The sequence below is a fragment of the Arthrobacter sp. GmRoot5-12 genome (assembly GCF_059739365.1).
Genome location: NZ_AP046056.1, coordinates 970367 through 995582 on the forward strand (window position 1 = coordinate 970367; position 25216 = coordinate 995582).

The 25216-nt window shown below is 66.7% G+C and carries 21 protein-coding genes; 5 read left to right on the forward strand and 16 right to left on the reverse strand.

Going from position 1 to position 25216, the window contains the following annotated elements; translation table 11 throughout:
• Positions 1-5: 5 nt before the first annotated feature.
• The 11 genes from AC6JAM_RS04340 to AC6JAM_RS04390 form a co-directional block, all read right to left on the reverse strand.
• Positions 6-1259 (reverse strand): 5-methylcytosine restriction system specificity protein McrC, encoded by a 1254-nt coding sequence (locus AC6JAM_RS04340; protein WP_186447836.1) that lies wholly within the window; start codon positions 1257-1259, stop codon positions 6-8.
• Positions 1246-3477: an McrB family protein gene (locus tag AC6JAM_RS04345; RefSeq protein WP_268002643.1), complete on the reverse strand. Its 2232-nt coding sequence runs from the start codon at positions 3475-3477 to the stop codon at positions 1246-1248. The genes AC6JAM_RS04340 and AC6JAM_RS04345 overlap by 14 nt, the downstream gene beginning before the upstream one ends.
• A gap of 70 nt (positions 3478-3547) precedes the next feature.
• Positions 3548-3805 carry a PLDc N-terminal domain-containing protein gene (locus AC6JAM_RS04350; protein ID WP_026265820.1) on the reverse strand — a complete coding sequence of 86 codons (258 nt, stop codon included), beginning with the start codon at positions 3803-3805 and terminating at the stop codon, positions 3548-3550.
• Between the two features lie 83 nt (positions 3806-3888).
• Positions 3889-4305, reverse strand: a complete 417-nt coding sequence (locus AC6JAM_RS04355) for an acyl-CoA thioesterase (protein WP_268003354.1) — start codon at positions 4303-4305, stop codon at positions 3889-3891.
• A gap of 110 nt (positions 4306-4415) precedes the next feature.
• The gene (locus tag AC6JAM_RS04360; protein WP_326498086.1) at positions 4416-6452 is read right to left on the reverse strand and encodes an ABC transporter ATP-binding protein; all 2037 of its coding nucleotides are present in this window, start codon (positions 6450-6452) and stop codon (positions 4416-4418) included.
• Positions 6453-6493: 41 nt separating this feature from the next.
• Positions 6494-8227 (reverse strand): ABC transporter ATP-binding protein, encoded by a 1734-nt coding sequence (locus tag AC6JAM_RS04365; protein ID WP_134165617.1) that lies wholly within the window; start codon positions 8225-8227, stop codon positions 6494-6496.
• A 260-nt stretch (positions 8228-8487) separates the two neighbouring features.
• The gene (locus AC6JAM_RS04370; protein WP_497934143.1) at positions 8488-10701 is read right to left on the reverse strand and encodes an MDR family MFS transporter; all 2214 of its coding nucleotides are present in this window, start codon (positions 10699-10701) and stop codon (positions 8488-8490) included.
• The gene (locus AC6JAM_RS04375) at positions 10694-11188 is read right to left on the reverse strand and encodes a MarR family winged helix-turn-helix transcriptional regulator (protein ID WP_497934144.1); all 495 of its coding nucleotides are present in this window, start codon (positions 11186-11188) and stop codon (positions 10694-10696) included. The genes AC6JAM_RS04370 and AC6JAM_RS04375 overlap by 8 nt, the downstream gene beginning before the upstream one ends.
• A gap of 155 nt (positions 11189-11343) precedes the next feature.
• On the reverse strand, positions 11344-13032 hold the full coding sequence (locus tag AC6JAM_RS04380; RefSeq protein ID WP_497934145.1) for a thiamine pyrophosphate-binding protein: 1689 nt from the start codon (positions 13030-13032) through the stop codon (positions 11344-11346).
• Positions 13033-13036: 4 nt separating this feature from the next.
• Positions 13037-14101, reverse strand: a complete 1065-nt coding sequence (speB, locus tag AC6JAM_RS04385; protein WP_018769602.1) for an agmatinase — start codon at positions 14099-14101, stop codon at positions 13037-13039.
• 113 nt (positions 14102-14214) lie between these two features.
• Positions 14215-14790 carry a helix-turn-helix domain-containing protein gene (locus AC6JAM_RS04390; protein ID WP_018769601.1) on the reverse strand — a complete coding sequence of 192 codons (576 nt, stop codon included), beginning with the start codon at positions 14788-14790 and terminating at the stop codon, positions 14215-14217.
• 258 nt (positions 14791-15048) lie between these two features.
• On the opposite strand from AC6JAM_RS04390, the gene AC6JAM_RS04395 reads away from it, so the two are divergent.
• The gene (locus AC6JAM_RS04395) at positions 15049-16569 is read left to right on the forward strand and encodes a sodium:solute symporter family protein (protein ID WP_497934147.1); all 1521 of its coding nucleotides are present in this window, start codon (positions 15049-15051) and stop codon (positions 16567-16569) included.
• Positions 16570-16660: 91 nt separating this feature from the next.
• Here AC6JAM_RS04395 and AC6JAM_RS04400 read toward each other — a convergent pair whose 3' ends face one another.
• Positions 16661-16882, reverse strand: a complete 222-nt coding sequence (locus AC6JAM_RS04400) for a hypothetical protein (RefSeq protein WP_018769599.1) — start codon at positions 16880-16882, stop codon at positions 16661-16663.
• 266 nt (positions 16883-17148) lie between these two features.
• On the opposite strand from AC6JAM_RS04400, the gene AC6JAM_RS04405 reads away from it, so the two are divergent.
• Positions 17149-18309: a VIT1/CCC1 transporter family protein gene (locus AC6JAM_RS04405; protein ID WP_056389060.1), complete on the forward strand. Its 1161-nt coding sequence runs from the start codon at positions 17149-17151 to the stop codon at positions 18307-18309.
• A gap of 3 nt (positions 18310-18312) precedes the next feature.
• On the opposite strand, the gene AC6JAM_RS04410 is transcribed toward AC6JAM_RS04405, so the two are convergent.
• The gene (locus AC6JAM_RS04410; protein WP_134165621.1) at positions 18313-19446 is read right to left on the reverse strand and encodes an LOG family protein; all 1134 of its coding nucleotides are present in this window, start codon (positions 19444-19446) and stop codon (positions 18313-18315) included.
• A 266-nt stretch (positions 19447-19712) separates the two neighbouring features.
• On the opposite strand from AC6JAM_RS04410, the gene AC6JAM_RS04415 reads away from it, so the two are divergent.
• Together AC6JAM_RS04415 and iolB are read left to right on the forward strand one after the other, a co-directional pair.
• Entirely contained in the window at positions 19713-20453 is a 741-nt protein-coding gene (locus AC6JAM_RS04415; protein WP_056389192.1) for a GntR family transcriptional regulator, read from the forward strand.
• A gap of 17 nt (positions 20454-20470) precedes the next feature.
• Positions 20471-21364, forward strand: a complete 894-nt coding sequence (gene iolB, locus AC6JAM_RS04420; RefSeq protein ID WP_497934148.1) for a 5-deoxy-glucuronate isomerase — start codon at positions 20471-20473, stop codon at positions 21362-21364.
• A gap of 13 nt (positions 21365-21377) precedes the next feature.
• Here the strand turns inward: iolB and AC6JAM_RS04425 are convergent, their stop codons facing one another.
• Positions 21378-22580, reverse strand: a complete 1203-nt coding sequence (locus AC6JAM_RS04425) for an MFS transporter (RefSeq protein WP_478222299.1) — start codon at positions 22578-22580, stop codon at positions 21378-21380.
• Between the two features lie 172 nt (positions 22581-22752).
• Here AC6JAM_RS04425 and AC6JAM_RS04430 point away from each other — a divergent pair, with 172 nt between their 5' ends.
• Positions 22753-23202: a MarR family winged helix-turn-helix transcriptional regulator gene (locus AC6JAM_RS04430; protein WP_134165624.1), complete on the forward strand. Its 450-nt coding sequence runs from the start codon at positions 22753-22755 to the stop codon at positions 23200-23202.
• 65 nt (positions 23203-23267) lie between these two features.
• Here the strand turns inward: AC6JAM_RS04430 and AC6JAM_RS04435 are convergent, their stop codons facing one another.
• Both AC6JAM_RS04435 and AC6JAM_RS04440 read right to left on the reverse strand, forming a co-directional pair.
• Positions 23268-24143, reverse strand: coding sequence for an MFS transporter (locus AC6JAM_RS04435; RefSeq protein ID WP_497935907.1), 876 nt, complete (start codon positions 24141-24143; stop codon positions 23268-23270).
• A gap of 32 nt (positions 24144-24175) precedes the next feature.
• A complete protein-coding gene (locus tag AC6JAM_RS04440; RefSeq protein ID WP_018769591.1) occupies positions 24176-25189 on the reverse strand; it encodes a Gfo/Idh/MocA family protein in 1014 nt (337 codons plus the stop codon).
• Positions 25190-25216 lie beyond the last annotated feature (27 nt).

Sequence of the window (25216 nt, forward strand, 5' to 3'; positions counted from 1 at the left end):
CGGGGTTACCTGGCCGGGCCTGCGGGGGCAGGACGCGGGTGGGAAACCACCTCGCCCCAGGACTGGCGGGCGAGGTCCCTGACGGAGGCAAGGATGGCCGACGGCGGCTGGCTGAGATCCAGCGGGAACTCCACGATGTCGATATCGGTGTTAAGGATGCGGCGGAGTTTCATTTCGCCCTTGCCGGCATAGACGAGCCAGGCGGTGGGTACGGCCAGCGCCGTGCAGTGCGCCAGCATCTGGTAATGGTCTGCGGTGAGGGACGCACCGGCGTCCGACGCGGCCCGGTACTTGGCGTTGTACGCCACCACCGGCCGCCCACCCAGCAGGTGGACAGCATCCGGGCGCACGGACAGGCGGTCCGAGTCGCGCACCGCCTCGCTGAGGAGGGCGTTGTACCGCAGCCGAAGCTCCCCCGGATACGCGGCCATCGCCGCCCGCAGTGCGGTTCCCACGAAGTCCCCGAACACCTGGGCCATGTCCACCACGAACGAGGCCGTCCGCTGCCTGCCCTCCCCCGCTTCCGCGGACGCGTTGCGCAGGATCAGCTCCGCCAGGCGCAGCACGGCGTGGTAGCGCAGGTTCATCCTGGTGGGCTTCCACGGCGGCACCGGCGCCCCGGACGGAAGGCGTGTGACGGCGTCGAGCTTTCCCTTCAGCTGCCGCAGCCTGCCCAGCACCTCCGGCCGTACCCCCGGCACCTGCCCCATCCGCTCCAGCGCAGCGCGCAGGATCCGGTTTTCCGCGATGTCCTCGGTGAACTCGTCGTAGGAGACCTCCAGGGGAACCAGCATCCCGGGACGGCGGGAGATCTGGTCCGAAATCCGGATGCGTCCCTTGACCGTCCGCAGCGACTCGTCCACGGTGAGGTAGCCCTGCAGGACACCACGGCCCAGGGCCCGTTCGGCCAGCTGCGCCAGCGACTCGGCCAGGGCGCTCCACAGGTCCCGGTCCTCGTCAGCGGCCACCAGGTCCGGCCGGAAGCCCTGATCCCCCGCATAGCTGAGGAGGAAGAGGAGCCGGCTGAGCCCCAGCCTGTCCTTGGGCCGGACGTCCAGCTGGAGCGTGGGGGTCCGGACGGAGCCCACCTTGCCCACCGGTTCAATCCGGTACAGCCCCATGCCCATGGGGGATGCCTTGGCCAGCCCGCTGGAGTTCAGGAAGGAAGCACTTGGCGCGTCCAGCCGTTCCACCAGGCCGCCTGACAGCTCGTCCAGGACCAGGTGCCGCACGGACGCCCGGGGATCAGCGCGCTGCAACGCGTCCCAGCAGCTGGTCCAGCCCGAAGCGCTCCTCCAGCTGCGCCCGCGTGAGCTGGCCGTGGTAGTGCTCCTGCAGCAGCGGCATCAGCTCATACTTCCAGATCCGGCGGAGCCCGGCCGGGGTTTGGGCCGCCGGCTTCATGAAGTAGGACGGCCCGATCATCAGGTCCCGGTCCCACTCGTCGATGGCACCGTTCAGCGCATCCAGCAGCAGCGCCGGGGTGGTGTCCAGCTGCCGGGCCTGCAGGAACCGGAGCAGGGAGCCCTTGACCGGCTCGGTCTGCGGGTGCAGCTCAATGAAGGAGAACCGGCGGCGGATGGCTGCGTCCATCATGGCGATGGAGCGGTCCGCAGTGTTCATGGTGCCGATGATGTAGAGGTTGTCCGGCAGCGTGAACGGTTCGTTGGGGCTGTACTGCAGGTAGATCCGGTCGTCGCGGTATTCCAGCAGGAAGTACAGCTCGCCGAACACCTTGGCCAGGTTGGCGCGGTTCATCTCATCGATGATCAGGAAGTACGGCTTCTTCTCGTTCCCGGGCTTGGCGGCTTCCTCGGCCAGGCGGCGCAGCGGGCCAGCCACCAGCTTGAAGGACACCTGGCCCTCGTCCGTCTTGTCCGGCCGGTAGCCCTCGAAGAAGTCCTCGTAGGCATAGGACGGGTGGAACTGGACCAGCTTGACGCGCTCGTCGGTGGTGTCGTCCGCCAGCTCGGCGGCGAGGTGCTTGGCCAGGTAGGTCTTGCCGGTGCCCGGAGGGCCGTAGAGGACCAGCTGGCGGTTCTCCTCCAGCAGGTCCGCGATCTCCTGGAGCGGTTCCAGCTCCATGTGCAGCGACGCCGCGAATTCCTGCGTCAGCGGGCGGAAGCCCTCCTGGACAGGCTGGACGACGGCGGCACCGTCAGTGTCGCCGTCGGGCTCGGTTTCCGCCTCGGCAGGCAGCAGCGCCTGCAGCGCCTGGACCACCCGGGTCACGTCCACCACGATGCCGGGGGTGGCGAGCTGGCGCTGGACGTGCCGGGGAAGGCTGGTGGTGGTGTGCCCGTCGTCGAACCAGCGCACCTTACGCCGCAGCCGGCGGTTGTCGTCGTTGTACTCGGGCTCCCCCAGCACGCCGCCCAGCCGGACAGTTCCGGCGTGCTGGTAGAGCACCAGGTCACCCGGTTTCATGACGGTCAGGAAGGCAAACACCGCAGTCTTGGTGTCCTCGCGTTCCACGTAGCCAAGGTGTTTGTAGTCCTCGTCCACGGCGTGCTGGACCAGGCCGGCGGTGACGCCGGGGTCCAGGTGCCGGAGATGTTCGACGTCGAGGGTCACCTTTTCCTCGCCGTGCCAGGCCGTGAGCAGCTCGGCGTGGTCGCTGTGCGTGCGGAGCAGCCAGGCCCGCCGGCCGGGGTCGCCCACTTTGCGCCACTGGCTGACCAGCTGGCGGGAGTACCAGTCCGTGCGCTGGCCCGCCTGATCGTCCAGGTGCAGCCGGATGCGGTGGATGTCCGCCGTGATGTCCTCTTCGCTGTCGCCGTTGGCCCCGCCCACCAGCGACGCGAACGCGTCCCGGATTTCCTGCCGCTCCACGTCCGCCACCACCGGCTCGAAGTAGCTGGGCCAGGCCAGGAACTCAATGCTGCGGCGGATGGCGGGCTGATCGTCGGGAGTTGATGCAGCGAGGCGGTGGAACTGCACGGGGTCCTTGATGGCCGCCTGCACCACGCTTGCCGGCCGCTGCGCAACGTTCTGCACAAACCGGCACAGCCACTTCAGGTGGTCCCAGATGGTCCAGTTGAATTCGGCGGTCCGGTCGCGGATCACGCCGTGGTCCGTCATGCCGGCGTACAGCTCCTCGGGAAGCTCCAGCGGCGGCTCAAGCCAGCCCGCGGCCTCGGCCACGCGGGCGCGCTTGACCTTCAACGACTTCACTTCGTGGGCCAGCGGAAGCGACTGCAGGAACAGCAGCTCCACGGCCAACTGCTTGGCCCCGCGGGTGGCGCCCTCCAGGTTCTCGCGGAGGTTGGTCATCATCGGGGCCTTGGAGTCGGCGATGCCCCGGTCCAGGCGGTCGAGCAACTCCGCGGCCGCCGGAACCGACCAGGTCCGGGTGCGGCCGTCCAGGGGTGAAGCCTTGCCTTGGAGACCGGGCCCCAGCACGAACCACGCCGCATCCTCGATCTCCTTGGAGATGCCGAGGGCGCGGGTCATGGCAACAGTGGCAGTGGGGGTCATGCCTCCAAATTTACAGGGTCAAGCTGGGCGGCCGCTCCAAACCGTCCGGCCGCCCATCCGCCATGCCGGGCTAAATGCCGGTGGCGGGCCGCTTCCTGCCGAAGACGAAGTACCCCATGGGGCCGATGAAATTGATGAACGAGGCCGCCCGCCAAACAGCCTTTGGGCCGTTAATCAGCTCGGCGGGCCTGCGCGAGATGTCCCGTTGGGCGGCAACCAGCAGGGACACCTGCATGATCGCGGTAAGGATGATGCCCGCCCTGCCGGATGGGGACATTTCCTTCCATGTCTTCTTGTTCCGGCGGCCATGGGTCTTGTTCTTGGCCATCTTGTTTTTAGCCATCGGGGCTTCCTTTCACCGTTCGCTGGTTGTTCCAGTCCAGTGTGTCCAGACCGGCCCTGTCCAGAGGCTTACTGCCTGTAGGGGGCCATCCGTTCCTTTTGTTCCTGGCTGAGTCTCTGCACCCGGCCGGTCGTTTCGTCCACGAACGCCAGGTGGCTGCTCGCCTTCACGCAGTCCTCGCGGGTGACGGGGTCCTGGAGCAGGTAGTGGATATCGAAGCTGGCTCCCTTGACGGCGCCGATCCAGAGCTGCACCACCGCCGGAATGTTGCGGTACTCCAGCGTCCGGACGTAGCGGATCCTGTGATCCACCACCAGCGCCATGGTTCCGGCCGGAACGTCGTTGAACAGCGATACCGGCGGCTCCACACCGGGCAGACCCGCGCCCCGGGGCGGCCCGAAGGCGGCGATCCTTGCCTCCTCCAGCATCCTGACGATCTGGACATTGTTGATATGGCCGTAGGCGTCCATGTCTCCCCAGCGCATCGGCACCAGGACCTCAATGCGCTTACCGCCGTCCGGCCCGGCCCCTTCCGCGGCCTCCCGTCCGTCTTCCTGCCGCTGCAGCTGCTGGGCTGCCTCGGCCTGCTGGGCGCTCAGCTGCGCACCGCCGTCGAATCGTCCACCGGTACTTCTCCGGCATCTGCACCCGCGAACTGTGACATGTAGAGGCGGTGGTAGGCGCCCCGGGCATCGAGCAGCAGCTGGTGGTTGCCCTGTTCCACGATTTGTCCGTTTTCCATGACCAGGATGGTATCGGCATCGCGGATGGTGGAGAGCCGGTGGGCGATGACGAAGCTCGTGCGGTCCGAGCGCAACGCGGCCATGGCCTTCTGCACCAGGAGTTCGGTGCGGGTGTCCACGGAACTGGTGGCCTCGTCCAGGATCAGCAGCGAGGGGTTCGCCACGAAAGCACGGGCGATGGTGATGAGCTGTTTCTCGCCGGCGCTGACGTTGTTGCCCTCCTCGTCAATCACGGTGTTGTAGCCCTCGGGCAGCGCCCGCACGAAGCGGTCCACGAAGGTGGCCTTCGCGGCGGCCATCACCTGCTCGTGCGTGGCGTTGAGGTTGCCGTAGCGGATGTTGTCGTAGATGGAGCCGCCGAACAGCCACGCGTCCTGGAGGACCATACCCACTTTGGAGCGCAGCTCGGAGCGGCTGAGGTGCGTAATGTCCACGCCGTCGAGCATGATGGAGCCGGCGTTGAGCTCGTAGAACCGCATAACCAGGTTCACCAGCGTGGTCTTGCCGGCGCCCGTGGGCCCCACAATCGCCACTGTGTTGCCGGGCTCTGCCGTGAAGGACAGGTTCTCGATGAGCGGCTTGTCCGGGGTGTAGCTGAAGGTGACGTTCCGGAAGTCCACATGCCCGTCGGTCTTCGGCGGCAGGTGTTCGGTGGCGGTCTCGGCGTCCTGTTCGTCGGCGTCCAGGAATTCGAAGACGCGCTCGGAGGATGCCACGCCGGACTGCAGCATGTTGGCCATGCCCGCCATCTGGCCCAGGGGCTGGGTGAACTCACGGGAGTACTGGATGAACGCGGTGGCATCACCCAGGGACATGGCGCCGGATGCCACCCGCAGGCCGCCCACCACTGCGATGCCCACGTAGCTCAAGTAGGAGACGAACTGCATGACGGGGAAGATGATTCCGGACACGAACTGCGCCCCAAAGCTTGCCTTGTAAAGGGCCTCGTTGCGTTCCTCGAACCGGGCCAGCATGTCCGCATCGCGGCCGAAGACGCGGACCAGGTCGTGCCCGGAAAAGGACTCCTCGATCTGGCCGTTCAATGACCCGGTGTTCTTCCACTGGGCAGCAAAGAGCTTCTGGCTCCGGACTCCGATCAGGCCAGCGGCCACCCCGGACAGCGGAAGCGCGATCAGGGCAATCAGGGCCAACTGCCAGGAGACGATGAACATCATGATCACGATGCCCACCACGCTCAGCACGGAATTGACCAGTTGGGCGAAGGCCTGCTGGAGTGCCTGCTGGATGTTGTCGACGTCGTTGGTCACCCGGGACAGCACGTCGCCGCGCTGCCGGGTGTCGAAGTAGTTCAGGGGAAGCCGGTTCAGCTTGGCCTCGGTGTCATCGCGCAGCCGCCGGATGACCTTCATGACGATCCGGTTCAGCACGTACCCCTGCAGCCACATGAAGATGTTCGCCACGAAGTACATGAGCAGCACGATGGCGATGAGCATGGTGAGCTTGTCGAAGTTGATGCCGGTGCCGGGCACAAGTTCCATGCGGGCCACCATGTCCGCAAAGTTGTCCTGCCCCTGCTGCCGGAGGCCGGCAACGAACTGCTCCTTGCTGGCCCCGGCGGGAAGTTGTTTGCCAACCACCCCGGCGAAGATCACGTCCATGGCCTGGCCCAGGATCTTGGGGGCGATGACGTTGAGGACCACGGAGATGACCACCAGCCCCACCACGGCATAGATGCCCAGCGCTTCGGGCTTCAGCAGCCCCATGAGACGTTTGGCAGACGGCCAGAAATGCTCGGCTTTCTTGGCCGGCATGGCACCGAACATGCCGCCGTCGGCTTCGGTGGGCTGGAACTCCTCTTCGACGTAGTCGTCATCCTCCGGCTGCCCTGCGCCCGGTTGTGCCTCCCCCGCGGGCGGCTGGACGGACATTGGCGTCTCTTCCACGGGACTGGAGTCCTTCTTGCGCGGGCTCATGCCACTTCCTCCACACTCAGCTGGGATTCGACGATTTCCTGGTAGGTGGGTGAGGTTTCCAGTAGTTCCTCATGGGTTCCACGGTCAACGATCCGCCCGTTGTCCAGGACCAGGATCTGGTCAGCCTCGGTAATGGTGGAGATCCGCTGGGCCACGATGATCACCGTGGCGTCCGAGGTGGTGCGTTTGAGGGCGGCACGGAGCCGGGCGTCGGTGGCAACGTCCAGGGCGGAGAAGGAGTCGTCAAACAGGTAGACGCGCGGTTTGGTCACCAGCGCGCGGGCGATGCACAGGCGCTGGCGCTGGCCGCCGGAGACGTTGGTGCCGCCCTGCGAGATCCGGGAATCGAGTCCGTTCTTCTTTTCCCGGACAAATGATTCACCCTGGGCTGTCCGGAGCGCATCCCACAGTTCCTGGTCGGTCGCCTCGGTCTTGCCGAACCGGAGGTTGTGCCCGATGGTGCCGGAGAACAGGTAGGGACGCTGCGGCACCAGGGCGACGCGTTTGGTGATCTCCGCGCGGTCCAGCCTGTCCACCGGGACGCCGTCAAGCAGCACCTGGCCTTCTGCGGCGTCGTACAACCGCGGCAGGAGGGAAAGGAGGGACGTTTTGCCGGCACCGGTTGACCCAATGATGGCGATGGTCTGGCCGGGGCGTGCAGTGAAGCTGATGTTGCTGAGCACCGGGGACTCGGCTCCCGGGTAGGCAAACGTGACGTTGCGGTACTCAACCACGCCTTGCAGGGAGGCCGGGGCTTCGGGACGCTCGGGGTCGTGGATGGAAGGTTCGACGCCGAGCACCTCGCCGATGCGGTCAGCACAGACTGAGGCGCGCGGGATCATCATGGCCATGAACGTGCCCATCATGACGGCCATCAGGATCTGCAGCAGGTACTGCAGGAATGCGGTCAGCGACCCTACCTGCATGGCGCCGGCGTCCACCCGCTGCCCGCCAAACCACAGCACAGCGGCAGTGGACAGATGCAGGATCATGCTGATGGCCGGGAACATCAGGACGAACAGGGCGCCGATGCGGAGGGAGACGTCCGTGAGTTCCTTGTTGGCGCCACCGAACCGGTCCGTCTCATACGGTTCGCGGACGAAGGCCCGGACCACGCGGATACCGATGATCTGTTCGCGCAGGACGGCGTTGATCCGGTCGATCTTCCGCTGCATGGAGCGGAACAGCGGCATGAGGCGGACCACCAGGTACCCCACCACCACGGCCAGCAGCGGGACGGACACCCACACCAGCCAGGAGAGGTTGATGTCCTCACGCAGCGCCATGACGATGCCGCCGATGCACATGATGGGGGTGGCGACCATGAAGTTCAGCGCCATCAGCAGGAGCATCTGCACCTGCTGGACATCGTTGGTGCCGCGGGTGATGAGCGTGGGAGCGCCGAACGCGTTGACGTCCTTGGCGGAGAAGCTGGTGACTTTGCGGAACACCGCGCGGCGCAGGTCGCGGCCCACCGCCATGGCCGTCCTGGAGCCGAAGTAGACGCCGGCGATGGCCGCAGCTATCTGGGCGAAGGCCACCAGGAGCATCACTGCACCGGTGCGCCAGATGAAATCGGTGTCTCCGCGGGCCACCCCTTCGTCAATGATCTGCGCATTCAGGCTGGGCAGATACAGGGCGGCAATGGTGGACGCGAGCTGGAAAACGAGGACAGCCAGGATGTACGGCAAATACGGTTTGGAGTAGCGCCGTATAAGGGTGAGGAGCATGGACTCAACTCTAGTGATGCCCACCGACATTGGGTCCCCTTGGAAGCAGGTTTTCCGGCCGGAGCCACTGGTGGAGGGCCAGTCTACGGGGGCACCATGGGCAGCGGCATTCCCCGCAGTCCGCAGTAGAAGCCGCAGCCCGCACCGGGAAGTGTCTTCCCAGTGCGGGCTGCGGCGTTGGTGTTCCCAGTGCGGGCTGCGGCGTTGGTGTTGCCGGTGCGGGGGGCCGCGCCCTGCTGTCGATGGCCTGCCAGGCGCTGCTAGGAGCCGGCCCCGGCGGACGGAGCCTCGGCTGACAGGGCATCGGCTGACGGTGCGTCAGGCGCTGCGGCACTGTGCTTCCCGCGCCCTGCCAGGTACAGCGCGGCCGCTGCCTGGATCTTTCGCTCCTTCAGGAGCTTGCGCTGCATCCTGCTGAGCTCTGCCGCGGTGGCCGCCTGCCTGGCCGCCACGTCCTGCTGGGAGCGCAGCTGTTCCTGGATGTCCAGCACCAGGCCGCCCAGTTCCGCCTGCTGGCGGGCCAGCAGGTGCTGGGTGTCCTGCAGTTTCTGCAGGGTGGCGGCGGCGCTGGCCACCGCGTCGGCAGCCTTGTCCATCGTGTCGGCAGAGCGCAGGTCCAGCCCTTCGGAACGGAAGCTCCTGGCGAAGACTTCCTCGAAGTCCTCCGTGGCCACCCGCCCGGACGCCGCCGCAGCAGCGGCAGCACCGCCGTCGTACATCTTTGCCGGCGCTGAACCCAGCCCCGCAGGTGTGGCACTCCTTGCGGGCAGTCCGTTCCCGGGGGCGTTCCCGGCCGGCGGGACCACGGGCAGCTGGCCGGTCATGGCGGTCATTCCGGCTTCGCCGGCGGCGTTGGCCTGCAGTGTGGCCTCGGGGGTGATGTCCACGGTCCTGCGCAGCGGCACCTCCTTGATGAAGATCACGGCGATGAGGGCAACCGCGCTCACGACCGCGGAAATCATGAAGATGCCGGCAGTCGCGTCACCGTAGGCCGCCCGCATGATGTCCGCGACCGGTGCGGGCAGGTCCTTGAGGTCCATGCTGGCGCCGCTGTTGCCGGAAGCCTGGATGCCCAGCTTCGACAGTCCATCGGTGGCCAGGTCCTTGACGTGGTTGGCCATGACGGCGCCCAGGACGGACACGCCGATGGCGCCGCCCACCGAGCGGAAGAACGCGACGGAGGCACTCGCGGAACCGATGTCCTTGGCCTGGACCGTGTTCTGCACGGCGAGGACCAGGTTCTGCATCAGCATGCCCAGGCCGATGCCGAAGATGCCGGTATAAAGGCCGGTCAGCCAGAGTTCGGTGGTGTGGTCCATGGTTCCGGCTAGCGCCAAGCCGCCGATCAGCAGGACGGTGCCGCCGATCAGGAAGCGCTTCCACTTGCCGTAGCGGCTGATCAGCTGGCCGGACAGGACGGAACCGACCAGGTTGCCGGCGATCATGGGCAGGGTCAGCAGGCCCGCCTCGGTGGGCGTGGCGCCGCGGGCCACCTGGTAGTACTGGCCCAGGAAGGTGGAGGAGCCGAACATGGCCACGCCCACGGCAACGGATGCCACGATGGCCAGCGCGGTGGTGCGTTCGGAGATGATCTTCAGCGGGATGATCGGCTGCGAGACCTTGGATTCAACCAGGACCAGCAGTGCGAGCAGGAGGACGCCGCCGCCCACCATTACCGCGGTCTGCCAGGACCACCAGTCGTAGTAGTCGGCTTTGCCTGCGAAGGAGACCCAGACCAGGAGCAGGCTGACGCCGGAGGTGAGCAGGATGGCACCGAGCCAGTCGATCTTGGCCGGGCGCTTGATGTGCGGAACCTTGAGCGTGACCTGGAGCAGGATCAGGGCGACGACGGCGAGCGGCACGCAGACGAAGAACGTCCAGCGCCAGCCAAGCGAGCTGTCCACGATGAAGCCGCCCAGCAGCGGTCCGCCGGCGGTACCGACGGCCATGACGGCACCCATGTAGCCGGAGTACTTGCCGCGTTCACGCGGCGGAATGATGGAGCCGATGATCGCCTGGGCCAGGGCAGTCAGCCCACCCATGGCGATGCCCTGGATCACGCGGGCGGTGAGCAGGAACGGGATGTTTTCGGAGAAGCCTGCCATCACCGAGCCGGCCACGAAAATCACGATGCTGAGCTGGACCAGGACCTTTTTGTCGAAGAGGTCGGCGAGCTTGCCCCAGATGGGGGTGGTTGCTGCGTTGGCCAGCAGCGCGGCTGTGATGACCCACGCGAAGTCCGTCTGGGTGCCCTTGAGCTCGGACATGATGGTGGGCAGCGCGTTGGCCACGATGGTGCTGCTGAGGATTGCGGTAAAGAAGGCAGCGAGGAGACCGGTCAGGGCCTCCATGATCTGCCGGTGGTTCATGGGTGCGCCGGGTTCGTGGCGCTTGGATTGCCGCGACTCCTGTTTGGCGCTGCGTTGGCGCTGGCGCTCCTGTTCCTGGTCCGCGGCGGCGGTGACGTTAGCCATTAATGGACTCCTGCGTTTCGTGTTCAATGGTGGTTCCGGCCGCCCTTGCCCGGATGGAATTCTTCAGGGATGTGGTGAGCTTGCTCAGCATCGCGGCTGTTGCCACGGCGTCGTCCTCGTTCCAGTCGGCGAGGTAGGCCTGCAGGGTCTCCGCCCGGCGCCGCACCAACTCCGCAAGCTTTTCCTTGCCGCGCGGGGAGAGTGCCAGCAGCTGGGCCCGGCCGTCGTCCGGATCCGGGGTGCGGACCACCAGGCCCGCGTCCGCCAGCTCCGCCACATGCCGGCTCAGCACCGGAGGGCTGACCCCCAGCCGCTCAGCCAGGTGCGCGGCACGGGTCTCCCCTTCGCCGATGAACTTGAGCACGCCCTGGAGGGCGATGCCCGTGTCCTGGCCCTTGATGTTGATCATGGTGACGCAGCGCAATGCGCGCTGGAGGTCATAGATGTTGCTGACGAGGTCGGCTGCAGTGGCCGGTGCGACAGACATGATCCTCCCTAAAGAATTAGTTGCTGCAAGCAACTGTATCAGGAAAAGGTTGCTTAGGGAAACGAAGTTGTTGCCGCTGGCCCTTAAACACACACGCTCCCCCACTTCAGCCGTTGTGGCAGAAGTGAGGGAGCGTGTGAGCGTTATTGGCTACATCAGTCGTCCAGGTGGGTGGGCCCGAACATCTTCAAAAGCGTCTCAACCACGACGACGTTGGGCCCGTCCCCGGCGAAACCCGCCTTCAGCGCGTCCCCCACATCCTCCGGGGCAACCCGGGTGGCGGGAATGCCGAAGGACTCGGCAAGCCTGACGAAGTCCGGGCGGGCCAGTTCGGTAGCGGTTGCCTTGCCGAAGGCACCCACCATGTATTCACGCAGGATGCCGTAGCCGCCGTCGTCCACGATCAGCCAGGTGACCGGCACGTTGTGCTGTTTCGCCGTAGCCAGTTCGGCGATGGAATACATCGAGGAGCCATCGCCGGACACGGCGAGTACCCGGCCCGGCCTCCCCTGGGTTTCCAATCCCACGGCCGCTCCAATGGCGCCGGGAAACGCGAAGCCCAGGCCGCCGGCGCCCTGGGCTGAGTGGAACTGCCCCTGCCGCGCGTCCCAGCAGGACCAGCCCCAGTAGGCGGCGATGGTCATGTCCCAGAAGGTCTGCATGTCCGCCGGCACGGCCTCGCGGATGTCGGCCATGAACTTCAGTTCCTTGCCCAGGTCCTGGGATTCCAGCCGGGCGCGGACCTTGGCGAGCGATTCCTGCACCAGCGACTCCGGGGTGGCACCATGCCAGTCCGGGGCCGCGGCCCTGCCGGGCTGCAGTGCTTCATCAAGGGCCGCGAGCGCCTGCCCGGCGTCGGCACGGATGCCAAGGCCAGGCCGGTTGGATTCCAGCACCCGCGGTTCGGCGTCGATCTGGATGATCCGCCCGCGTGGTTCGAACGTGAAGTAGTTGGACGTCACCTCGCCCAGCGAGGAGCCGATCACCACCAGGACGTCGGCGTCCTCCAGGACGTCGGTCATGTAGCGGTCCTCGATCCAGGCCTGGAGGGACAACTCGTGGTTCCAGGGGAACGCGCCATTGCCGCCCGGCGTGCAAATCACGGGAGCGCGGAGTTTCTCCGCGATGGACAGCAGGGACTTCTCCGCCTTGCCGCGGCGGGTCCCGCCTCCTGCAATGATTGCCGGGCGCCTGGCTGCTTCCAGCCACTTCACGGCCTCGCGTACCAATTCAACGCGCGGCGGGTTGTCCGCTGCTTCCGCCAGGGCATCCTCCACCGGAGGCACCATGATGGGATCCAGCAGCACGTTTTGCGGAATCTCAAGCCAGACCGGGCCCTGCGGTGAGGAGATGGCCTCGGTCCAGGCGTCCTGGATGGCGGACGGGATGCCCGAGGCATGCTGGATCAGGCGCTGGCTCTTGGTCACGTTCGCCGCCGACGCCTTCTGGTCATCAAGCTGGTGCAGCATGCCCTTGCGCCGGGCACCCAGCCCCTCCAAGGGAATCTGGCTGGCCACCACCACCATGGGCACACCCGTGGCGTAAGCCTCCTGCAGGCCGGCCAGGGACGTCAGCGCGCCGGGGCCGGTGGACAGGAACAGCACACCCACTTCCCCGGTGGCGCGGGAGTAGCCGTCCGCGGCAAAGGCGCTGTTGTTCTCGATCCGGGAGGAGACGAAGTGCAGGTTGCCGCGTCCCATCGCGTCGAACAGTCCCAGGGCATGCTGCCCCGGGATGCCGAACACCGTCTTGGCACCCAACGCTTCGAGGGTCTCGACGACGAGGTCCCCGCCATTGCGGGCACCCCTTACCTCCGCGGGGGCGGGTGCCGCCAGTTCGGTCACCGCTCTACTCCTTGGTGGCCGCGGCGAAACCGGCGGGACGGCGGGCCTCCTGGCCCAGGGCCTGCGCCTGGTAGCCCGTTTCGGCTCCGAAGCGGCTCCCGGGAACGGCATTGTCCGCCATGAGGGTCACCAGTTCGTACGCCACGTGGCTGGCGGCAACACCGGTAATTTCGGCATGGTCGTAGGCGGGCGCTACTTCAACGACGTCGGCCCCCACCAGGTTCATGCCGCGGAAGCCGCGGATGATCTCCAGGAGTTCGCGGCTGGTGATGCCACCTGCTTCCGGCGTGCCGGTGCCCGGTGCGTGTGCCGGATCCAGGACGTCAATGTCCACCGAGATGTAGAGCGGGCGGTTGCCGATCCGGTCGCGGACCTTGGCGACGGTTTCCAGCACGCCCTGGTAGTAGACGTCCGCTGAAGTGACAATGCCGAACCCAAAGCGGTGGTCGTCGTCGAGATCCTTCTTGCCGTAGAGCGGGCCGCGGGTGCCGATGTGGCTGATGGCTTCGGTGTCCAGGATGCCTTCCTCCACCGCGCGGCGGAAGGGCGTGCCATGGGTGTATTCGGCGCCGAAGTAGGTGTCCCAGGTGTCCAGGTGGGCATCGAAGTGGAGCATGGCGATGGGCCCGCCGGCGCGCTCGGCAGCGGCCCGCAGCAGCGGCAGCGCGATGGTGTGGTCCCCGCCCAGGGTCAGCAGCTTGCTCCCGGCGGCGGTGAGGTCCAGCGCGTTCTGCTGGATGGTTTCGATGGCTTCGTTGATGTGGAACGGGTTGACGGCCATGTCGCCGGCGTCGGCCACCTGGATGTTCTCGAACGGGCTGACATCCCAGGCGGGATTGTAGGGACGCAGCAGCCGGCTGGCCTCGCGGACATGGTTGGCGCCGAAACGGGCCCCGGGGCGGTAGGAAACACCTGAATCGAACGGCACCCCCACCACGGTCACGTCAGCCTTGGCCACCTGGTCCAGGCGGGGAAGACGGGCATAGGTGGCAGCTCCGGCATAGCGGGGAATCCGGGATGAATCGATGGGGCCAAGGTTGCCGTTGGCTTCAATGCGCAGCTCTTCCAATGGAGGCCTCTCCTTCGAGGAGGTAAGGGACAGGTGTGACTGCAATCATACACTCCTGTTTCCCCTAGAGCATCAGGTGTTTACCAAACCTACCCCCGAACCCCGAGGACAAGTCAGCGGCTGGCGGCGGGCACCAGGACCCAGAGCACCTCTACGGGCTTGTCCGTGGGGTTGACCCAGGTATGGGGTTCGCGGCCGGGAAAGGTTACGGTGTCGCCGGTGCTCAGGTCGTATTCCTCGTTGGTGAGGATCAGCTTGATGGACCCCTTGATCACATGCAGCACATCCACGTCGCAGTCCACCGCATAGAGCTCGGACTCGCCGCGGCCGTGCGGCTCGATCACGGCCTGGATGATCTGGACCCTGCGCTCCGAGCGCGCCGTCAGGAGCCGCTCCACGATGCCCTGGCCGCCGAGCGAAATCCGGGGGCCGTCGTTCCGCTTGGTCAAGTGGGTCTCGGGTGCCGCAAAAAGGTCGCCAATGGAAATGGACAGGACCTGGCAGAGCGTCACCAGTGAGGCCACCGACGGTGAGGTCAGGTCCCGCTCCACCCTGCTGAGGAAACCCTTTGTCAGGCCGGTGGCATCGGCAACCTGCTCGATGGTGAGCCGCTGGGACTGCCGGGCGGCCCGGATCCTTGAGCCGATGGCAACAGGGACGTTACTGGGCTCAACTGGCAGTGCCTTCATCTACGAACCTTTCATGGCCGGCAGTCCGGCTCCACTCTCGAGCCATACTAATCTGCGGCGCTTTTGTGACACGCGCATGCCACACGGGAGCGGCACCGGCGTTCCGATCCTTGACTGTTGCAACCGTCACACTCTAGTCTTTGGAAACTCCTGTTGCCTATAAGGCAATACCAGGAACCCCTCTCCGTTCGTCCGCGGCGGTGCCGGGCGCCGTCGCTCCCGGCACCACACCCGGCCCACAGCTCCAAGGAGCCAACTATGGATGCAAGTGCCATCAACATCGCCACCGTGGTGGTGTATCTGCTCGCAATGCTGGCCTTCGGCTGGTGGGGCAAATCCCGCACCAGGAACAACAGCGACTTCCTCGTTGCCGGCCGTCGCCTGGGACCGTTCCTGTACACCGGGACCATGGCCGCCGTCGTCCTCGGCGGGGCGTCCACGGTGGGCGGCGTGGGCCTTGGCTACAAGTTCGGCATCTCCGGCATGTGGCTGGTGGTGGCCATTGGCGCCGGCGTCCTGCTGCTGAGCCTTCTCTTCGCCGGGACCATCCAGAAACTGAAGATCTACACCGTGTCCCAGATGCTCACCCTCCGCTACGGGAGCAAGGCCACCCAAGCCTCCGGCATCGTCATGCTCGCGTACACGTTGATGCTCTGCGCCACGTCAACCGGCGCCTATGCCACCATCTTCGTCGTACTGTTCAACCTGGACCGGGCGCTGGCCATCGCCATCGGCGGCGCGATCGTCCTGGTGTACTCCACCATCGGCGGCATGTGGTCCATCACCCTTGCGGACCAGGTCCAGTTCGTGATCAAGACGGTGGGCATCTTCTTCCTCATGCTCCCCTTCACCCTGAACGCCGCGGGCGGCCTCGACGGGATCCGCAGCCGCGTGGATGCCAGCTTCTTCCAGATGGACGGCATCGGCGTCCAGACGATCATCACCTACTTCGTCGTCTACACCCTGGGCCTGCTGATCGGCCAGGACATCTGGCAGCGCGTGTTCACCGCCAAGACCCCAAGGGTGGCCCGTTGGGGCGGCGCCACCGCCGGCATCTACTGCATGCTCTACGGCGTGGCCGGTGCGCTGATCGGCATGGCCGCCAACGTGGCCCTGGCCAACGTCAAGATCGCGGCGAAGGACGACGTCTACGCCGAGGTGGCCCAGAACCTGCTCCCCGTCGGCATCGGCGGACTGGTCCTGGCCGCCGCCGTGGCTGCCATGATGTCCACCGCGTCCGGCGCCCTCATCGCCGCCGCCACCGTTGCCCGTGCCGACGTCCTGCCGTTCGTTGCCGGCTGGTTCGGCAAGGACGTCAACACCGGCGACACCGAAAACCCGGAACACGACGTCAAGGCCAACCGCATCTGGGTCCTGGCGCTGGGCATTGTGGCCATCGTCATCGCCATCATCACCAAGGACGTGGTAGCGGCCCTGACCATTGCCTACGACATCCTGGTGGGCGGCCTGCTGGTCGCCATCCTGGGCGGCCTGGTGTGGAAGCGAGGCACCGGCGTGGCTGCCGCCGCGTCCATGGCTGTCGGTTCGGTCATCACCCTCGGCACCATGATCATCCTGGAAGTGAACGCCAAGGCCCCGCTGGACGGGATATACGCCAACGAGCCCATCTACTACGGCCTGATCGCCTCCGCGGTTGTCTACATCACGGCTTCGCTGCTCACCCGCCCCACGGACCCCGCCGTCATGCGGGCCTGGCAGCTTCGTGTTGCCGGCCAGGAGCCGGAAGAAGCGCCCGAGGAAGTCCTCGCCGGCCGCTGACCTGACCAAGCATTAAGCACGACGGCGGCGCCTCCTTTCGCATTCACGCGCAAGGAGGCGCCGCCGTCGTAAGTCCTACCCTCCTGGGTCCCTACCCCTCAGTGTCGCGGGGCTCGTCGTCATCCAGCGGGACCTCGCGGTCCTCGGCGTCGATGACTATCGGTGGCGGCTGGACCACCGGTTCCCCTTCATCAAGGACCCCGTCCTCCGCGTCCGCATCGTCTACCGGTGCATCCTCGGCGTAATCGTAGGCGGGGTCCGCTTCCACGGCGTCCAGGTGCGGCATGTCCGGGTGCTGTCCGGTGGTGCTCATGATTCAACCTCCGTTATTCGCCTGACGTGCTCTTTAGGGGAGGGCGCAGGATGCGCCACACCTTCATCACAGCACCCGCCGGGCGGACGGGTCAATAGTCGTGGCGGCGCCCGGAAGAGTGGCCAACGGGGGCGGTATCGGCCCCGGTTTTAAGGCATACCGAAAGTTCCCAGCGAGGTTGGCCAGCCAAAAAACCGCGGAAATACGCAGTACGCTGGCAAGGCAAAGGCGCGATAAACATGCCCTTTCCAGCCCAGGAGTTACCAGTGTCGCAGCACGCCCAGTCCAACAACGTCGGGTCCAATTCCCGGACCCCGCACCCGGAGGCCGCCGGCACCCCGCAAAGCCAGCCCTCGCCGTCGAACATCAAACGGTGGCGCCAATACCTGGCGGACGAGCGCGCGGAAGCAGCCGTCTACCGGGACCTCGCCCAGAACCGCGAGGGGGAGGAACGGGACATCCTCCTGGCCCTGGCCGAGGCCGAAGGCCGGCACGAGGCCCACTGGCTGGCCCTCCTGGGAGAGCACGCGGGCAAACCAAAGAGGGCCTCGGCGCGAAGCCGGTTCCTGGGGTTCCTGGCGCGGCACTTTGGCTCGGTGTTTGTGCTGGCCCTCGCCCAGCGCGCCGAGGGCCGCTCCCCCTACGCCAAGGACCCCAACGCCACTCCGGCCATGGCTGCCGATGAGCAGATCCATGAGGAAGTGGTGCGCGGCCTGGCCACCCGCGGCCGCAACCGCCTGGCCGGTACGTTCCGGGCAGCGGTCTTCGGCGCGAACGACGGCCTGGTCAGCAACCTCTCCCTGGTGATGGGCATGGCGGCGTCCGGCGTGGCCAGCACCGTGGTGCTGCTGAGCGGCATCGCCGGGCTGCTGGCCGGTGCCATGTCCATGGGCGCCGGGGAATTCATCTCCGTGCGTTCCCAGCGCGAGCTGCTGGCGGCCACCCGCCCCACGCAGATCACGCTGGCGGCCGCGCCCCAGCTGGACCTTGAACACAACGAACTCCTCCTGGTGTACCTGGCCCGCGGGATGTCCCGCGAGGCGGCGGAACACCGGGTGGCCGAGCGCATGGGGCTGCTGTCCTGCGACTGCGACCCCAGCCTGTCCCTGCAGCCGGACCTGCCGGAGGAAGAGGACCAGCACGAGGCCGTGGGGACGGCCTGGGGTGCGGCGCTGTCCAGCTTCTGCTTCTTCGCCTCCGGCGCCATCGTGCCCATCCTGCCGTTCCTGTTCGGCCTGACCGGGGTCGCCGCATTGGTGGTGGCCGGGGTGCTGGTGGGCATCGCCCTGCTGGCCACCGGTGCCGCCGTCGGCCTGCTGTCCGGCACCTCCCCGCTGACCCGCGGCCTGCGCCAGCTCGCCATCGGCCTCGGCGCCGCCGGCATCACCTACCTGCTGGGCCTGCTCTTCGGCACGGCCGTCGGATAGGGCTCAGCCCCGGAGGACCTCCACGGCCTGATCCACCGTATCCACCAGGTGAATGTAGTCCGCCATGGGCCGCCCGGCGGCCAGGCTGCGCAGCATGGGCCAGGCCGGGTACTCCTGCTCCCAGTGGCGCCGCCCCACCAGCACCATGGGCGCCACTTTCTCGCGGGCGCCATAGTAGTTTTCGCAGGCGTCCTGGAAGATCTCCTGGACGGTCCCGGCTGCTCCGGGCAGGAAGACGATTCCGCCGTGGCACAGTTCCAGCAGGATGGCCTCCCGGATGGCGTTGGCGAAGTATTTGGCGATGTGCGTGGCAAAGTAGTTGGGCGGTTCGTGCCCGTAGAACCAGGTGGGGATCCCCAGGGATGCAGTCCCGCCCGGATGGCGTTCGACGACGGCCGCCGCCGCGCGTGCCCACGCCGACACCGAGGGACGGAACCCGGGGACCGCGGCAAGCGTGCCTAGCGCTGCGTCCAGGTCGCCGTCGGACGCCTGGCTCAGGTAAGCGCCCAGGTTGGCCGCCTCCATGGCGCCGGGCCCGCCGCCGGTAGCCACCGAATACCCCTGGAGGGCCAGGAGCCTGCCCAGCCGTGCCGCCTCCGCGAACTCCAGGCTGCCGCGCGGCGCTGCATGGCCGCCCATGACCCCGACGATGGAGCGGCGGGTCCAGGCCGCCGACCCCGTCAGCTCTTCCAGCGCGTCCCCGATGGCATGGTCGTGCAGGGCAGAGGCCAGGGTCGCATCCACGCGGCGCCGCTGGCCGGACTGGATGCTCCAGTGGTAGATGCGGGCGTCCGGCAGTTCCTCGTAGGGAGACGATGCCAGTCCGGCATACAGTTCAGCCGGGGAGTACAGCGATGCCCGGTATGGGTCGAAGGGGACGCCTTCCAGCCGGGGAAAAATCAGGGCACCGCGGCTGCGCAGGTTGCCTTCCATGCCGTCGTCGAACAGGCAGCCGAGGAACATGGCACCTTCGACGGTGACGCTCTTCAGGGCGGCCGACCGGCCCCGCAGGTCCAGCGACTGCGCGTGCCAGCCATGCAGGTTAACTGCGCCGCCGGCCACCAGGCGGTCGAAGCTGGCCAGATCCTGGACCTCGAGGTTGCGGGGACGGGGACCAAGGCTTCCGGCGAAATTCACGGCTGCCGCCTTCCAGTCCACATCATGGAGCCAGCCTAGGCCACGCAACGCAACGCTGGCCGGACCTTGTTGCCTCTCAAATTCTCCCGGGGACCGGAAGCCTGCCACCCCGCCTGCTTCTGCCTGCCTCCCTTGACCCGGGAGTAGCGCCTGTTACGATCATGGAAGAAGAGTATGTCCTATCAAGCGAACATATGGTGGCAGTGCGCCACTGGCGCAGGCGCCGGTCGGGCGGACGCGCAGACATGAACATGAGGGAACGCACCGTGGCGAACAATCTGGGACTCAGCATCGACCGCTCTTCTCCCGTGCCCCTGTACCACCAGGTGGTCCAGGGCATCGAAGCGGCCATCTACAGCGGGGTGCTGGAACCCGGAAGCCGGCTGGAGAACGAAATCGACCTGGCCGCCCAGCTCAACCTGTCCCGGCCCACCATGCGCAAGGCCATGGACGAGCTGGTCCGCTCCGGACTCCTGGTCCGTAAACGCGGCGTGGGAACCCAGGTGGTCTCCAGCCAGGTGCGCCGTCCGCTCGAGCTTTCCAGCCTCTACGACGACCTCACCAACGACGGCAAGAAACCCACCACGGAAGTCCTGAGCTTCTCCCACGTTGAAGCCGACGACGCCACCCGGGCAACACTGCAGCTTCCGGCAGGCTCAAAGGTCTATCACTTCACCCGGCTCCGGAAGGTAGGCGGCAATCCGCTGGCCCTCATGGAGAACTGGGTTCGGGACGATATCGCGGAAATGGATGAGGCCATGCTCGCCGCTGAAGGCCTGTATTCGATCCTCCGGCGCGGTGGGGTCAACTTCCGCCTGGCCAACCAGCGCATCGGCGCCGTCAATGCCAACGACTACCAGGCCTCCATGCTGGACACGACGCCGGGATCCGCGCTGGTCACCATGGAACGTACGGCCGTCGACGACACCGGGCGGCGCGTGGAAACGGGCCACCACGTGTACCGCGCCGATTCCTACAGTTTTGAAATGACTCTCGTACAGCGATAATCCAAGGAGCCAACTCCATGACCAACTGGGTTTACCCCCTGGGCACCGCCGCTGACGGCAAATGGGACATTTCGATCGGAACCTCCGACTCCTCCCTCGCCGTGGACGGCTGGGCGCACACCGGCCTGAAGGTGGCCACGGTGCCGGCCGGTGCCGCCGTCGAACTCTCCGCCGCGGACGAGGAACGGATCGTGGTGCCCCTCAACGGGGCCTTCACCGTGACGGTTGACGGCACCGACTATCCCCTGGCGGGCCGGCCCTCGGTCTTCTCCGGGCCCAGCGACGTCCTTTATTCCGGCGCCGGACGCGCCGTGAGGATCAATTCCGCCGACGGCGGCAGGGTGGCAGTGGCCACGGCCCCCGCGAAAGCCTCCTACCCCACCCGGCTGGTCCATGCCGCGGAGACCCCCGTGGAACTGCGCGGCGCCGGCAACTGCTCGCGCCAGGTCCACAACTTCGGCACCCCGGCAGCGCTGGAGGCCGACCGGTTCATCGTCTGCGAGGTCCTCACCCCCGCAGGGAACTGGTCTTCCTACCCTCCCCACAAGCATGACGAGGAAAAGGACGGCGAGACCCAGCTCGAAGAGATCTACTACTTCGAAACCCAGGTGGCGTCCGGCTCCGCAGCGCCACCCGACGCCGACGCCATCGGGTACCAGCGCGTCTACGCCTCCGATGAGCGGCCCATCGATGTGTCGGCCGAGGTGCGCACCGGCGACGTGGTCCTGGTCCCCTACGGCTGGCACGGCCCGGCGATGGCCGCGCCCGGCTACGACCTCTACTACCTCAACGTCATGGCAGGTCCGGGCCCGGTGCGGGAATGGCTGATCAGCGACGATCCCCACCATGGCTGGGTGCGTCAGACCTGGGAGACCCAAAACATCGACCCGCGGCTTCCGTTCGGTGCCTAAGGAACCCCGCCGCCTAGCGGCTGGCCAGCTCCTCGACAGGCACCGGCACCTGGCCTTCAAGCTGCCGTTCCCGCTTGGCCGCGGCGGCGGCGAACGCCATGACGGCCAGGCCCGCAACGGTGATCACGGCCCCCGCCCAGATGGGTGAGGTGTAGCCGAGGCCGGCGGTGATGGTGACCCCTCCCAGCCAGGCACCCAGGGCGTTGCCCACATTGAAGGCACCGATATTGGCGCCGGAGGCCAGGGTGGGAGCCCCGGAGGCATACTTCATCACGCGCATTTGCAGGCCCGGCACGGTGGCGAAGCCGAAGCCGCCCATCAGGACCAGCGACATGACCGCCAGGACAGGGCTGGCGGCCGTCAGAGCGAACACCACCATGACCACGGCCAGCGCGGCGAGCACCACCACGAGCGTCCGGTCCACGTTGCGGTCTGCGGCTTTGCCGCCAAGGGTGTTCCCGGCGAAGAGGCCCGCCCCGAAGACAATGAGCAGCCATGGCACGGTGGAGGCCGCAAATCCGGACACCTCGGTGAGGGTGTACGCAATGTAGGTGAACGCGCCGAACATGCCGCCGAAGCCGAGGATGGTCACCAGGATGGAAAGCCACACCTGGCCGGAGCGGAAGGCCCGAAGCTCGGAGCGGAGGCTTCCCGCCTGCCCCGCTTCACGGGCCGGCTTGGGAACCAGGGCCAGGATGCCGGCGAGCGCAGCCACGCCAATGACCGTGATGGCCCAGAAGGTGGCACGCCAGCCGGCCGCCTGGCCCAGCAACGTCCCGAACGGCACGCCAAGGACGTTGGCCGCGGTCAGTCCCGTGAACATGAGCGCGATGGCGCCTGCCTTCTTGCTGGGCGGGACCATGCCGGCCGCCACCACTGCCCCGATGCCAAAGAAGGCGCCGTGCGAGAGGGCGGCAACAACGCGGCCCAGCATCATTGGCCAGTAACCGTCAGCAGTGGCGGAAAGCAGGTTTCCGGCAATGAACAGGACCAGCAGTGCGGCCAGTACGGGCTTGCGCTGGAATCGCGTCACGGCTGCCGTCAGGCCCAGCGCGCCCACCACCACGGAGAGTGCGTAGCCGGAGATGAACCAGCCGGCCTCCGCTTCGGTGACGCCAAAGTCGGTTGCCACCTGCGGGAGGAGGCCGGCGATGACGAATTCCGTGAGTCCTATGCCAAACCCGCCCAGGGCGAGTGCTATCAGGCCAACAGGCATGCGAATGCTCCTTTGAGCTGTACGTGTGGTTGTTCCGTGAAGTGGAAGGCGCCTAAGATATTTGCAGGCGCGGTATTTATTGTTGCACATGCAAATATGCCGCGCAAGCAACTATCTCTACCCGCGGCTGCCGGAGGGCTCTCCCGCCGGGACAATTCGTAAAGGAGCAACCATGGGCATCAAGGACGACGCCGTCGAGGTCCGCGCCCAGGGCTGGCGCACCCTGGCGGCCCTGCATGGGCTGATCGAAGGCGAGCTGGAGCGCTCCCTCCAGGCAGAGTCGAAGCTCTCCGTGGTGGAGTACACAGTGCTGGACGCCCTCAGCCGGCAGGACGGCTGGCACATGCGGATGCAGCAGTTGGCGCGTGCCACGGCGCTCAGCCCCAGCGCCACCACCCGGCTGGTGAACCGGCTTGAGGACCGCGGCCTCCTGACCAGGATCCTGTGCGACGACGACCGCCGTGGAATTTATACGGAACTGACGCCCACCGGCCTGAGCCTCCTTGAGGAAGCACGGCCCGTCCACGATGCCACGCTTGAGCGGGCCCTCGGCCGCGCGATGGCCATGCCGGAACTCGCACCGCTGGTTGACGCACTGCCCGGGCTGCATGCGCGCGCATAGGACAGCAGAGCCCCTTTGAGGATCCTCATAGGGGCTTTGCAAGGAGCAGCGGGGCTCTGGTCCGGTCAGGGAACCTTCGCCGCGGCGGCCCCGGCCTTGCTGCCGGCCACATTCTTTAAGTAGTGCTCCAGGTCCTCCAGGCTTTTGTCCTTGGTCTCGGGCACGTATTTGGCGGCAAAGGCGATGGCGCCAACACCCAGCACGGCGAACACGAAGAACGTGCTGGAGATCCCGATGGCCGCAAGCAGCTGCGGGAAGCCGAAGCCGATCAGGAAGTTCACGATCCACAGCAGGAAGGCCGACGCGCCCATGCCCAGCCCACGGATCTTCAACGGGGTGGAGGCCAGCCAGCGTGGACTCTCGGGCATGACGTTCATCCCGATCCACAGCGCGATGGCCGGCAGGGTGGCGATGACCAGCATCCAGCGCCAGATACCGTGCGATTCGCCGAAGGAGTTGCCCAGGTAGGCGTTGAAAATGAAGGCCAGCAACTGCCCGGTGACGATCATGAGTTCGTTCTGGGTGACGATCCGGCCGCGCCGGTCGCGCGGCGATATCTCGGCCAGGTAGACCGGAACGGTAACGGATGCCCCGCCCACGGCAAGCCCCAGGATAAACCGCGCGGCGATTAACACTTCGGTGTTCGGCGCGAAGGTGCAGCCCAGGGTGCCCAGCAGGAAGACGACTGCCAGGACCATGATCATCCCGCGCCTGCCGTTGCGGTCTGCCAGGCGGCCGCCGAACAGGGCGCCAAACGCGGCGCCGAACAACAGGGACGAGGTCACCAGGCCCTCGGTCAGCGGGGTGAGGCCCAGATCCTGCTGCATATAGGGCAGCGCGCCGTTGATTACGCCGGTGTCGTAGCCAAACAGCAGGCCGCCAAAGGTGGAGATGATCGTGGCGGTCCGCAGGGCGCACTGGTGGTTGCCGGGCTGCTGTATGGTCGTTTTCCCCTCCGTCCCCTTCTCCTGTCCTACTTGTAGAGGTCGGGCTTCGCAGCCAGCTTCACGGCGACCTTTTCGCCGTTCTTCTGCGCCTCGACGCCTGCCTCGCAGCATGCCGCGGTGGCGTACCCGTCCCAGGCGGAGGGGCCACCGATTTCGCCCCTCAGTGCAGCGTCCACCCATGACTGGATTTCGACGTCGTACGCGGCGCCGAAACGCTCTTCGAAGCCTGGGGTGACGCTGCCGCCCCAGCGGCCGGAACTGCGGGTGTAGGGACCCTTGTCGCCGCCGATGCTGACGATGCCGTCCTCGAAGGAGGCCTGGGTGGCCACCTCGTAACCGAATTTGGCGTTGACGTAGATCTCGACGTCCGCCAGGACGCCGGACTCGGTCTCGATCAGGACGTGCTGGGGGTCGTGCTGGCCGTTGGGAGCATTGCGGGTGGGCTTGCCCAGCCGGACCTGGATGCTGGTGATTTCCTCGCCGGTGAAGAACCGGATGGCGTCGAATTCGTGGACCACGGAGTCATTGATGAGCATCTCGTTGGTGAAGCCCTCAGGGGTGTTGGGGTTGCGGTGCTGGTGGTGCAGCATCAGCAGTTCGCCCAGCTCATGGTTGCGGATGATGGAGCGGAGCGCTGCGTATTCGGCGTCGAAGCGGCGCATGAAGCCCACCTGGATGCGCTGGTGGCCCAGCGCCACTTCGGCTTCGACAATCTTCCAGGAGGATTCGGCGTCCGGGGTCAGCGGCTTTTCGCAGAGGATCGGAATGTCCCTGGCGATGGCCTTGAGCAGGATGTCCTGATGCAGGAAGCCCGGGGTGGCGATGAGAACGGCGTTGACGTCGCCGTTGTTGAGGGCTTCGTCAGCGTCGGCCAGGGCGACTGCGCCGGGGATGTCTTCGACGGCGGCCTCGGCGCGGGCGAGGTCGACGTCGACGACGGCGGCCACTTCGGCGCCATGGATCCGCTTGTTGAGGCGCTGGATGTGGTCGGCGCCCATGCGGCCGGCGCCGATGACGGCGACGCGGAGGGTTTCAGTCATTGTTTGGTCCTTTTGGCGTTAGCAGGA